Here is an 11933-nt window from a genome sequence, read left to right on the forward strand (position 1 = left end):
GGCAACCCTACCCGCGGGAATAACGTGCAGATCTGGAGTGATAGTGACTTAGGTACAAATGGCAGATTGAAGGGATCAGTTCCGCGTGGCGACCAAGGTCACCTCGGCCGTGATGCGTCAAGGGCTCCGCGTCCTTGGGGTGGCCATTCGCACAGAGAAGGCGGTATTCGCGCTCGCGGTACTGGCCAGCGGGCTCTACGGCGGCATGACCGTGGCCTCCGCATGGGCGCTCGGCTGGGCGACGCAGCACGTGGTGCTGCCCGCGTTCGCCCAGGACCGCGTCGCCTCAGGAGCGCTGTGGACAGGAACGTTCCTGATCCTGGGCGCGGCGTTGCTCAAGTCGTTCGGCGTGGCCGGGCGGCGCATCCTCGCCGGGGTCATCCAGTACCGCATGCAGGCCAGGTCGCGCAGGGACGTCACCAAGCAGTACCTGCGGCTGCCACTGTCCTGGCACCATCAGCACCCGACCGGGCAACTGCTGTCGAACGCCAGCGCCGACGCCGAGGCCGCCTGGGCGCCGCTCGCGCCGCTGCCGATGGCCGTGGGTGTGATCGTCATGCTGTTCACCGCGGCGATCGCCATGGTGTTCACGGATCTCATGCTCGCTTTGGTCGGTTTCCTGATTTTTCCGGCTATTGCCGTACTTAATCTGATTTATCAGCGGAAGCTCAGCCCGCTCGCCACCCGCGCCCAGCAGCTGCGCGCCGAGGTCAGCGAGATCGCGCACGAGAGCTTCGACGGCGCGCTCGTCGTCAAGACGCTCGGCAGGGAGGAGCTGGAGACCGACCGGTTCAGGCGGCGCGCCCATGAGCTGCGCGACGCCAACATCGCGGTCGGGCGCGTGCGCGGGCTGTTCGACCCGCTGCTGGAGGCCCTGCCCACGATCGGCGTGCTCGCGGTGCTCGCCGTCGGCGCGATGCGGCTGTCGGGCGGCTCGATCGACTCCGGCGGCCTGGTGCAGGTGGCGTACCTGTTCACGCTGCTGGCCTTCCCGATCAGGGCGCTCGGCTGGGTGCTGGCCGAGCTGCCGCGCAGCGTCGTCGGCTGGCAGCGGGTGCAGGCCGTGCTGGACGCGACCGGCTCCATGGAGTACGGCACCGCCGACAGCGGGTCCTCCGCCCCGGCCGCACTGGAGGTCTCCGGCGTCTCGTACGCCTACGGCGAGGCCGAGGTGCTGCACGACGTCACCTTCGACGTGCCCGCCGGCCGTACCGTCGCCCTGGTCGGGCCCACCGGATCGGGCAAGTCCACGCTCGTGCAGCTGCTGGTCAGGCTCGTGGACCCCGACGCGGGACGGGTGCTGCTCGACGGCGTGGACCTGCGAGATCTGGCCTACGGCGGCATCGCCGAGTCGGTGGCGCTGGTGCCGCAGCAGACGTTCCTGTTCGACGACAGCGTGCGCGGCAACATCACGCTCGGGCTGGAGATCGGCGACGAGGACGTGTGGGCGGCCCTGCGGCTGGCCCAGGCCGAGGGGTTCGTCGCCAGGCTGGCCGACGGGCTCGGCACCCGGGTCGGCGAGCGCGGCGCGTCGCTGTCCGGCGGCCAGCGCCAGCGGCTCGCGCTGGCCCGCGCCGTCGTGCGCCGGCCGCGCCTGCTCATCCTCGACGACGCCACCTCCAGTGTGGACCCGCAGGTCGAGGCCAAGATCCTGTACGGGCTGCGGGACGCGGCCGAGGCGTCGACCGTCGTGGTCGTCGCCTACCGGATGGCCACGATCGCCCTGGCGGACGAGGTCGTCTACCTGGACCACGGCCGTGTCGTGGACCGCGGGACACACGAGGAGCTGCTCGAGCGCTGCGCCGGCTACCGCAACCTGGTGACCGCCTACGAGCGCGAGGAGGCCGAGCGTGCGGCCATCGAGGTGGAAGAGAAAGAGGTCAGCGCATGACGGTGCAGAGTATCCACGGCAATTCTGAACGTTCCGCGCTGGCCACGATCCGGCAGGGGCTCGCGCTCACCCCCGAGTTCCGCAAGGGGCTGGCGGGGACGCTGGCGCTGGCCGTCGTCGCGACCACTGGCAAGATCATCGTGCCGATCGCGGTCCAGCAGACGATCGACACGGGCCTCAAGGGCGGCTCTCCGGACATTCCCTACATCACCAAGGCCGTCCTGGTGTGCGCGGTGGCCGTGCTGCTCACGGCGCTGGCCGCGTACATCATGAACGTCCGCCTCTACAAGGCGACGGAGTCGTCGCTCGCGACCCTGCGCGTGCGCGGGTTCCGCCACGTGCACGACCTGTCGGTGCTCACCCAGAACACCGAGCGGCGCGGCGCCCTGGTCTCACGTGTCACCAACGACATCGACCAGATCAGCAACTTCATGCAGTGGGGCGGGCTGATGATCATCGTGGCGTTCGGCCAGCTCTTCGTGGCCACCGTCCTGATGTTCGTCTACTCCTGGCAGCTCACGCTGCTCGTCTGGGCCTGCTTCGTCCCGCTGATGATCGCCTTGCCCCGCTTCCAGAAGCTGCTGTCGCGGGCGTACACGATCGTGCGCGAGCGCACGGGCGACATGCTGGCGGCCGTCAGCGAGTCCGTCGTCGGGGCAGCCGTCATCAGGGCGTACGCCTCCGAGCGCCGCACGGCCGAGCGCATCGACAAGGCCGTGAACGCCAACAGGAGCGCCCAGACCAGGGCGCAGACCATCGTCGGCTTCGTCTTCCCGCTGACCGAGATCGTGGCCGCCGTCGCCATCGCCGGGATCGTGCTGCTCGGCGTGCGGCTCGGCCTGTCGGGGGACATCACGCAGGGGCAGCTGGTGGCGTTCCTGTTCCTGGTCACCCTCTTCGTCTCGCCGCTGCAGACGGCCACCGAGGTGCTGAACGAGGCGCAGAACGCCGTCGCCGGCTGGCGCCGCATCCTCGGCGTCCTCGACACCCCGGCCGACGTGGCCGACCCCGGCCACGAGGGCGTGGAGCTGCCCCGCGGCCCCATCTCGGTCGCCTTCGACGACGTGCACTTCTCCTATCCCGGCGGCGCGCCCGTGCTGCATGAGCTCACGCTGGAGATCCCGCCGCGCTCCCGGGTCGCCGTGGTGGGGGAGACGGGGTCGGGCAAGACCACGTTCGCCAAGCTCCTGACCCGCCTCATGGACCCGGTCTCGGGACGGGTCACGGTGGACGGCAGCGACCTGCGCGACATCCGCTTCTCCTCCCTGCGCGAGCGGATCGTCATGGTGCCGCAGGACGGCTTCCTGTTCGACGGGACGCTGGAGGAGAACGTCCGCTACGGCAAGCCGTCGGCCACCACCGAGGAGATCGAGCTCGCGATGACCGAGCTGGGACTGACCGACTGGCTGGAGGGCCTGCCCGCGGGCCTGGACACTCCCGTGGGCCAGCGCGGCGAGTCGCTGTCGGCCGGCGAGCGGCAGCTCGTCGCGCTGGCGCGCGCCTACCTCGCCGACCCCGACCTGCTGCTGCTCGACGAGGCCACCTCGGCGGTGGACCCGGCGACGGAGGTACGGCTCGCGCGGGCGCTGGAGGGCGTCACGCGGGGCCGTACGGCCATCTCGATCGCGCACCGCCTGTCGACCGCGGAGAACGCCGACGAGGTCCTGGTCTTCGACGCGGGCCGCCTGGTGCAGCGCGGGCCGCACGCCGAGCTGGTCAAGGATCCGGGGGTGTACGCCGACCTGCACGCGTCGTGGGTCTCGGCCGCCCATTCCTGATCAGTGATCCACGGCGGCGAACGTCACGGTCGTGCCCCTGGGCCCGGACACGATCGTGACGTGCTCGCACAACATCCGCGTCAACCACAACCCCCGCCCGCGGAACTCGAACCCCGTGGGCGGCCGCGTGTCGCCCATCCACCCCGCCGGCAGCCCGGGCCCCTCGTCGGTCACCTCGCACCACAACCGCCCGCCGTGCGACCACAGCCGCAGCCGCCCGTATCCCCCGCCGTGGACGACCGCGTTGGTGGTGATCTCGTTGACCGCGAGCACGAAGTCCTCCAGGCGCCGCCCGCTCAGCCCCTCGTAGGCGGCGTGCTCGGCGACCGCCTTGCGAAGGAGCGTGATGCGCCCGCGCGCGAAGCTCGCGCACAGCACCTGTCTACGCATCGCCCACCCGGCGAACGGTGATGAACTGATCCGCCCTGATCAGCCGGAGCACCCTGGCCATGGAGTCGCCGCAGACGACCACGGTGGACCCCCGGGGCCTGGCCATGGCCGTGACGGCCAGCAGCTGCGCCGAGCCGGCGTCGATGAAGGCGAGGCCGGAGGCGTCGATCACGACCTCCGCCGGCTCCTTCTCCAGCCGCCCCAGCAGCGACGCGAACGCCTGCCTGTTGGTCAGGTCGACGTCGCCCCAGACCCGCAGCCCGCACGGCTCGTTGGCGAAGCGCAGCAGTGCCTGCTCGGGGGCGATCGGGTGCACGGACGTGGCGCGATCGATGGCCTCACGGGGGAACAGGTTGCGGTCGTACTGGCAGACGGCGGCCAGCCACCGCTCGCCGAACAGCTCGTTGGCCGCCGCCTCGAACGCCGCCTGCCCGGCCGCGTCGCGCACCCCCCAGGACGCGTCGACCAGGGCGTACACGCCGTGCTGGCCGTGCCTGCGCGCCCGGTCCTTGGCGTCGATCAGCTTTTTCAGCACCCGGTCCGGGTCGAGGTAGCCATCGGTGAAGTGGGTGTCGGCGCAGGCCAGGATCTCGACCTGCCCGGCCGACTCGGCGTCGGCGAACCCCGGCACGAGCGGCGCCAGCCATCCGCGCGTCCGCTCGGGGCTGTCGGCATGGGTGATGATCATCACTTTGGTACGGCGGCGCAGGCCGTTCACCGTGAACTCCCCCGTGGCCGCCATCCGGTCGCGCTCGCCCTCGAACGGCAGGCACACGTGATCCCCCAGGTCGGGATCGAGGACGGAGCCCTGCACCACGTTGGAGTCCTCCCTGCACGCGTCGCGCCCCCGAAGCTACTCCGTCCGGCGTCATCACGTAGCGCATTCTCTGCAAAACCTACCGTGACGAGCCGCGGACAGGTGTACCTTTTCGGCGGGGCCGCCCACAGGAGAGGTCATGAGGAGCATGGGCGTGGATATCCTGCGGATGACGCGACGTCAACACGGCGATCTCGTGGTGGTCAGCCTGATGGGCGAGGTGGACGTGGACAACGTGTCGCAGGTCCGGGAGTGCCTCGACGAGGCGGCATCGGCGCCCAGGCCGCGGCTGGTGGTCGACCTGACGGGGCTGACCTTCATCGACACGACGGGCCTCGGGGTGCTGGTGCGCCTGCTGGCCACGTTGCGCGAGCGCAACGGCACGATGGCCCTGGTGGCCCCGGACGGCCAGGTGCTCCGGCGGCTCCGCCGTACGAACCTGGCGCCGCTGTTCCCGATCTACGACACCCTCTCCCAGGCCCTGACCTGACCCCGCCTCCCGCGTGGCCGGAGCGCTTCGGGGGGCTGGGCACCGTCCCATACGGCGATCCGTCGTGTGGCGGCACGCCCGCACGCGATGGGGCGCGCCCGTGGGGGTGGCGGCGGCCTCATCACCCAGCGCCGCCCGGAGCGCTTTGGGGGTCAGGACACCATGAGATCCCGCCTCCCCAGGACGGCCACCCTCGTCCACGGTCAACGGCCGCGCGGCCGGCACGCCCATGTCGACCAAGGGTGCCGGCGGCGGTCCGTGACGCGTCGCCTGCCTTGGGGCGACGGCCACCGTCGCTCACGGCGATCGGCCGAGCGGCCGCACGCTCGTGCGGGTCGAGGGCGCCGGGCCGGGGCGTCGGGGTGGGCTGGTTGAATGGGGGCATGTCCCTCGATCCCAAGGTAGCCGCGCGGTTGAAGCGAAACCCCGACGGCCTCGTCGCCGCGATCGTCCAGCAGTACGACACCGGCGAGGTGCTCATGCTGGCCTGGATGAACGACGAGGCGCTGCATCGGACGCTCACCACCGGCAGGGCCACCTACTGGTCCCGGAGCCGCGACCAGCTCTGGGTGAAGGGCGAGACCTCCGGCCACGTCCAGCACGTCAAGTCCGTCGCGCTCGACTGCGACGGCGACGCCGTCCTGGTCAAGGTCGACCAGGTCGACGGCGCGTGCCACACCGGAGACCGCACGTGCTTCGACGCCGACCAGCTCGAGATCGCGCTCGGTTAGCAGGGCCAGATGGGGCACAGAGAGCTGTGGGGCTGGGTGGGGGCGACCGCCCTGGGATGCGTGCTCGTGCTGTTCGCCGCGAGCCGCACCTGGGTGCGGCTCCTGGAAGCGGGAGGCACGGGCGCGCCCACCGGCGGGGAGCTCAGCCCCGTGCTGACGCCCGTGGCGCTGGCGGGGCTGGCCGGGATCGTGGCCGTGCTGGCCACCAAGGGCGCGGGGCGGCGCGTCGTCGGTGCGCTGATCGCCCTGTGCGGGGCGGGCGCGGCGGCCGGGACGTGGACGGGGCTGAGCGGTGACACCGTGACTGCCTTGCTGCGCGAGCGCAACGTGCTGCGCGGCGCCGCCGGCCTCCCCTGGGAGATCACGCCACTCTGGCCGGCGGTCGCCGCCGCCGGCGCGGTCCTGATGATCGCCGGCGGGATCGTCGCCGTCGTACGCGGTGGCAAGTGGGCGGGGATGTCGGCACGCTACGACAGGACCGCCGGCAAGGCCCGAGTCCAGGCCAAGGACGACAGGGCGCTCTGGGACGCGCTCGATCGTGGTGACGACCCCACAGACCCCAGCTGAGACCTGCAGGCCCAGCCCCCGCTGCGCCCGGCGGCCGCGGGGTGGGTGCCATACGCTATGACGATTTCTTTACTGTTTTGAACCTGTGTCTCCTTGGCAAACGTTTTCTCAGTAACCTGCCGTTGCAACTCGCCACGAACATTTGAGGAGCCAAGCGCATGAGCTACGGGGATCAGGGCGGTAGCGGCGGCTACGGCGCGCAGCCGCCGGGCGGCGGATACGGCCAGCAGCCCCCCAATGGGGGTGGCGGCTATGGCCAGCAGCCTCCGAGTGGAGGCGGAGGTTACGGCCAGCAGCCGCCCAGCTACGGCGGCGGGTACGGCCAGCAGCCCCCGAGCAGTGGCGGCGGATACGGCCAGGGGGGCTACGGCGAGCAGCCGCCCAGCTATCCGCAGGAGCAGCCGCTCGGCTACGGCCAGCAGCCCCCCAGCGGTAGCGGGTACGGCCAGCAGCCTCCGAGCTACGGCGGCTACGCCCAGCAGGGCTACGGCCAGCAGGGTTACGGTCAGTACGGCGCGCCGCCCCAGCCGGCCAAGTCGACCAACGGCATGGCGGTGGCCTCACTGGTCCTGGGCATCATCGGCCTGATCTTCTGCGGCCTCACCAGCATCCCCGGCGTGATCCTCGGCCACATCGCGCTCAACCGGATCAAGAAGACCGGCGAGGAGGGCTCGGGCATGGCCGTCGGCGGCCTGGTCACCTCGTACATCACCGTCGTGCTCTGGGTGCTGGGGTGGATCATCTTCGGCGGGATGCTGCTGTCCCTCATCGGGCTCAGCGCCGCCGCCACGTCGTCCACGAATTACTGACCGCTTCATCTGCAGTTTGCGTAGCCGGACCGTGACGACCCGCTTGCGGTCCGATTACGAATTGTCCGCAAAATGGACGTTTTTCCACGTAGGAGATGCATCCTCGCTAGGCTGCCGCGCGCAACTCACCACGAAGATGACGACATGAGGGGTCATTAGTATGAGTTACGGCAACCAGGGCGACGGCGGTTACGGCGCCCAGCCGCCGGGCGGCGGCTACGGTCAGCAGCCCCCGAGCGGCGGTGGCTACGGTGGCGGCTACGGCCAGCAGCCCCCGAGTGGTGGTGGTTACGGCCAGCAGCCCCCCAGTGGTGGTGGTTACGGTCAGCAGCCCCCGAGCGGTGGCGGCTATGGCGAGCAGCCGCCCAGCGGCGGCGGTTACGGTGGTGGTTACGGTCAGCAGCCCCCGAGCGGTGGCGGCTATGGTCAGCAGCCGCCCAGCGGCGGCGGTTACGGCGGCGGCTACGGCCAGCAGCCTCCGGCCGGGGGGACCCCGCCGGACAACCACCTGGTCTGGGCCATCATCACCACCCTGTTCTGCTGCCTTCCGCTGGGCATCGTGTCGATCGTCAAGTCGTCGCAGGTCAACTCGAAGTGGCAGGTGGGCGACTACCAGGGAGCCGTGCAGGCGTCCGAAGAGGCGAAGACCTGGTGGAAGCGGAGCCTGATCGTCGGCATCATCATGTGGGTGCTGCTGATCATCTTCTACGTCGTGGTGTTCGTCCTCCTGGCGTCCAGCGTCCCGACCACGAGCTACTGAGCCGGAAGGCGGATACTGGCAACATGAGCATCGCAACCACCGAGCGACGCGGCACGGCTCGCCTCAAGGGTCTGCTCGCGCCGCTCGGTGTTGCGGGCGCGACGGGCGTCGTGTTCGCGTTCGTCGGCGTGGTGGATCCCAATCAGCCCGGCCACTACCCGACCTGCCCGTTCCTGTGGATCACCGGCCTCTACTGCCCGGGCTGCGGCACGTTGCGCACCATCCACGCGCTGGCCCACCTCGACCCCGTCACCGCGCTCGGGCTGAACCCCCTCGCCGTGGCCATGATTCCGTTCCTGCTGTTCTGGTGGGGGAGATGGGTCGTACGCGCCTGGCAGGGCCGGCCGAGACGCACCACGCTCGCCCATCCGGCGTGGCTGTGGGCCTTCATCGCCCTCATCATGGTCTACTGGGTCGTCCGAAACCTGCCGTTCGGGGCGTTCCTCGCTCCCTAGGTCCTCCCTACTTCGGGGGCCTGTGGTGAGGCGACCCCACACGGGCCGATACCATCGCAGGACAAGGCAGAGAGCGGACGCGACGCGAACTCTCCGCCGCCCCCACTGTCGACCGGAGGGACCCCAATCGCGTGAGTGAGCGGACGGAAGGGCCGAGTGTCCTCGACGACATCCTCGACGGGGTGCGCGCCGACCTCGCCGCCCGTCAGGAGGCCGTGTCCATTGACGATCTCAAGCGGCGGGCCGAGCGGGCGCAGGCTCCGAGGGACGCGATGGCCGCGCTCGGGGGTGACAGGATCTCGGTGATCGCAGAGGTGAAGCGGTCGAGCCCGTCCAAGGGCGCGCTCGCCGCGATCGCCGACCCCGCGGCGCTGGCGGCCGACTACGAAGAGGGTGGCGCTCACGTCATCAGCGTGCTGACCGAGCGGCGCAAGTTCGGCGGCAGCCTCGACGACCTGGCGGCGGTCCGCGCCCGGGTCGACATCCCGATCTTGCGTAAAGACTTCATCCTGACCTCCTACCAGCTCTGGGAGGCCAGGGCCCACGGAGCCGACCTGGCGCTGCTGATGGTCGTCTGCCTGGAGCAGGAGGCGCTGGTGTCGCTGATCGAGCGGGCCGAGTCGATCGGGCTCACTCCGCTGGTCGAGGTGCACACCGACGAGGAGCTCGAGCGGGCGATCGCCGCCGGCGCCCGGGTCATCGGGATCAACGCGCGCAATCTGAAGACACTCGAGGTCGACCGCGAGGTCTTCACGAAGCTGGCGCCGAAGATCCCCGACAATGTGATCAAGATCGCCGAGTCGGGCGTGCGGGGCCCGCATGACCTGCTCGCCTACGCCAGGGCCGGCGCCGACGCCGTCCTCGTGGGAGAGAGCCTGGTCACCGGCAAGGACCCGCGCAAGGCAGTGGAGGCGCTGGTGACCGCGGGCGCCCATCCATCGACGCGTCCCGACCACTCAGCAGAGGGATAGCAATGGCACACGAAGGCAGCATCCTGACCGCCGCCGACCTGGCGGGCAACGGCGCACACGGCGACGACCCCGACGTGCACGGCAAGTTCGGCATCTTCGGCGGCCGGTTCGTCCCCGAGGCGCTCATCCCGGCCCTCGACGAGGTGGCCGCGGTCTACGAGAAGGCCAAGAACGACGCGCAGTTCCTGCGGGAGTTCGATCACCTGCTGCGCACGTACGCGGGGAGGCCGACCACGCTGACCGACGTGCCCCGCTTCAGCGAGCAGGCCGGTGGCGCGCGGATCGTGCTCAAGCGCGAGGACCTCACCCACACCGGCGCCCACAAGATCAACAATGTGCTGGGCCAGGCGCTGCTGACCAAGCGGCTGGGCAAGAAGCGCGTGATCGCCGAGACCGGCGCGGGCCAGCACGGCGTGGCCACGGCCACCGCGGCCGCCCTGCTCGGCCTCGAGTGCGTGATCTACATGGGCGCGGTCGACTGCGAGCGCCAGGCCCTCAACGTCGCCAGGATGAAGCTGCTCGGCGCCAAGGTCGTGCCGGTGACCAACGGCTCCCAGACGCTGAAGGACGCCATCAACGAGGCGTTCCGCGACTGGGTGACCAACGTCGACACCACCCACTACCTGTTCGGCACGGTCGCGGGGCCCCACCCGTTCCCCGAGATCGTGCGCGACTTCGCCCGCATCATCGGCGTCGAGGCCCGCCGCCAGATGCTGGAGCTGACCGGCAGGCTGCCCGACGCGGTGTGCGCGGCGGTCGGCGGCGGCAGCAACGCGATCGGCATCTTCCACGCCTTCATCGGCGACGAGGGTGTGCGGCTGCACGGCTACGAGGCCGCCGGGCGCGGCCTGGAGAGCGGCGAGCACGCGCTGACGCTCACCTCGGGCTCGGTCGGCGTGCTGCACGGCTCGCGCACCTACGTGCTGCAGGACGACGAGGGCCAGACCATCGAGTCCCACTCGATCTCGGCCGGGCTCGACTACCCGGGCGTCGGCCCCGAGCACGCCTGGCTGAAGGACTCCGGCCGCGCCACCTACCACGGCGTCACCGACGACGAGGCGATGGCCGCGTTCTCGCTGCTGGCCAGGACCGAGGGCATCATCCCGGCCATCGAGTCCTCCCACGCCCTGGCGGGCGCGCTGGAGCTGGGCCGCGAGCTCGGCCCCGAGGCGACCATCCTGGTCAACCTCTCGGGGCGCGGCGACAAGGACATGGGCACGGCCATGAAGTACTTCAACCTCTAACCGCCGACGGCCTGCGCCGGGCCGCCCGCCGCGCATCCTCCCAAGACGCTGGTTCGGGGGTAGGGGTACGGCAGGGCACCATGGTGAGACTCGACCTTCGAAACGGACAGACATGACGACTCTTCAGACGGTTTTCGCCAAGGCGAAGGCGGACAACCGGGCCGCGCTCGTCGGCTACCTGCCCGCGGGCTTCCCCTCCAAGGGCGGCGACGTCGCCGCCGCCGCGGCCCTGGTGGAGGCCGGCTGCGACGTCATCGAGATCGGCCTGCCCTACTCCGACCCGCTCATGGACGGGCCGACGATCCAGGACGCGGTGCACAGGTCGCTGACCCACGGCACGCGCATCGCCGACGTGCTGCGCACGGTCGAGGGCGTCGCCGCCACCGGCGCCGCCACGCTCGTCATGACGTACTGGAACCCGATCGACAGGTACGGCGCCGAGCGGTTCGCCCGCGACCTGGCCGACGCCGGCGGCGTGGGCACGATCACGCCCGACCTCACCCCGGAGGAGTCGGAGCCGTGGCGGGCCGCCTCGGCGGGCGCGGGCATCGACACGGTGTTCCTGGTGGCGCCCAGCTCGACGGAGGAGCGCATCAAGGCCGTCGTCGACTGCTGCACGGGCTTCGTGTACGCGGCCTCGCTGATGGGCGTCACAGGTGCCAGGGAGACGGTCAACTCCGCCGCCGAGGGCCTGGTCGAGCGCACCCGTGCGCACACTGACCTGCCGGTGTGCGTGGGTCTGGGGGTCGGCACGGGAGCGCAGGCGGCCGAGGTGGCGACCTACGCCGACGGTGTGATCGTGGGGTCGGCGTTCATCCGGCGCCTCCTCGACGCGCCCGACGAGGCCGCGGGCCGGGCCTCCATCGCCGAGCTGGCCAGGGACATGGCCCAGGGCGTACGCCGGTAAGGCGTACGGGACTTTACCGCCCGTATGACGAAATTTGGCGGTTAGTGCAAGGTTCTGGCGCTTAAGTCCTTGGCGTGCGGTCCGGCGCGGGTGATGATCGGGTCCCCGAGCGATGTGACGCAT

General features: G+C 70.7%; 13 protein-coding genes. 11 read left to right on the forward strand and 2 right to left on the reverse strand.

Annotation, left to right across the window (positions count from 1 at the left end):
- Positions 1-112 precede the first annotated feature (112 nt).
- Both ACQPWU_RS19735 and ACQPWU_RS19740 read left to right on the forward strand, forming a co-directional pair.
- Positions 113-1891 (forward strand): ABC transporter ATP-binding protein, encoded by a 1779-nt coding sequence (locus ACQPWU_RS19735; RefSeq protein WP_433445245.1) that lies wholly within the window; start codon positions 113-115, stop codon positions 1889-1891.
- Entirely contained in the window at positions 1888-3669 is a 1782-nt protein-coding gene (locus ACQPWU_RS19740; RefSeq protein WP_433442046.1) for an ABC transporter ATP-binding protein, read from the forward strand. The genes ACQPWU_RS19735 and ACQPWU_RS19740 overlap by 4 nt, the downstream gene beginning before the upstream one ends.
- On the opposite strand, the gene ACQPWU_RS19745 is transcribed toward ACQPWU_RS19740, so the two are convergent.
- Positions 3670-4059 carry an ATP-binding protein gene (locus ACQPWU_RS19745; protein WP_433442048.1) on the reverse strand — a complete coding sequence of 130 codons (390 nt, stop codon included), beginning with the start codon at positions 4057-4059 and terminating at the stop codon, positions 3670-3672.
- Positions 4052-4876 (reverse strand): MEDS domain-containing protein, encoded by an 825-nt coding sequence (locus tag ACQPWU_RS19750; RefSeq protein ID WP_433442050.1) that lies wholly within the window; start codon positions 4874-4876, stop codon positions 4052-4054. The genes ACQPWU_RS19745 and ACQPWU_RS19750 overlap by 8 nt, the downstream gene beginning before the upstream one ends.
- Positions 4877-5030: 154 nt before the next feature.
- Here ACQPWU_RS19750 and ACQPWU_RS19755 point away from each other — a divergent pair, with 154 nt between their 5' ends.
- From ACQPWU_RS19755 to trpA, 9 genes are all read left to right on the forward strand, one after another.
- Positions 5031-5366, forward strand: coding sequence for an STAS domain-containing protein (locus ACQPWU_RS19755; RefSeq protein WP_433442052.1), 336 nt, complete (start codon positions 5031-5033; stop codon positions 5364-5366).
- Between the two features lie 383 nt (positions 5367-5749).
- Entirely contained in the window at positions 5750-6097 is a 348-nt protein-coding gene (gene hisI / locus ACQPWU_RS19760) for a phosphoribosyl-AMP cyclohydrolase (protein ID WP_433442054.1), read from the forward strand.
- A gap of 9 nt (positions 6098-6106) precedes the next feature.
- A complete protein-coding gene (locus ACQPWU_RS19765) occupies positions 6107-6664 on the forward strand; it encodes a Trp biosynthesis-associated membrane protein (RefSeq protein ID WP_433442056.1) in 558 nt (185 codons plus the stop codon).
- 158 nt (positions 6665-6822) lie between these two features.
- Entirely contained in the window at positions 6823-7473 is a 651-nt protein-coding gene (locus ACQPWU_RS19770) for a DUF4190 domain-containing protein (RefSeq protein ID WP_433442058.1), read from the forward strand.
- Positions 7474-7633: 160 nt separating this feature from the next.
- Positions 7634-8233, forward strand: coding sequence for a CD225/dispanin family protein (locus ACQPWU_RS19775; protein ID WP_433442060.1), 600 nt, complete (start codon positions 7634-7636; stop codon positions 8231-8233).
- A gap of 23 nt (positions 8234-8256) precedes the next feature.
- Positions 8257-8688, forward strand: a complete 432-nt coding sequence (locus ACQPWU_RS19780; RefSeq protein WP_433442062.1) for a DUF2752 domain-containing protein — start codon at positions 8257-8259, stop codon at positions 8686-8688.
- A gap of 131 nt (positions 8689-8819) precedes the next feature.
- Complete coding sequence (trpC, locus tag ACQPWU_RS19785) at positions 8820-9659, forward strand: indole-3-glycerol phosphate synthase TrpC (RefSeq protein ID WP_433442064.1); 840 nt, start codon at positions 8820-8822, stop codon at positions 9657-9659.
- Positions 9660-9661: 2 nt separating this feature from the next.
- Positions 9662-10903 (forward strand): tryptophan synthase subunit beta, encoded by a 1242-nt coding sequence (gene trpB, locus ACQPWU_RS19790; RefSeq protein WP_433442066.1) that lies wholly within the window; start codon positions 9662-9664, stop codon positions 10901-10903.
- A 112-nt stretch (positions 10904-11015) separates the two neighbouring features.
- Positions 11016-11810 carry a tryptophan synthase subunit alpha gene (trpA, locus tag ACQPWU_RS19795; RefSeq protein ID WP_433442068.1) on the forward strand — a complete coding sequence of 265 codons (795 nt, stop codon included), beginning with the start codon at positions 11016-11018 and terminating at the stop codon, positions 11808-11810.
- The last annotated feature ends 123 nt before the right edge of the window (positions 11811-11933 follow it).

It is taken from the genome of Nonomuraea sp. CA-141351, assembly GCF_050944675.1.
Taxonomy (GTDB): domain Bacteria; phylum Actinomycetota; class Actinomycetes; order Streptosporangiales; family Streptosporangiaceae; genus Nonomuraea.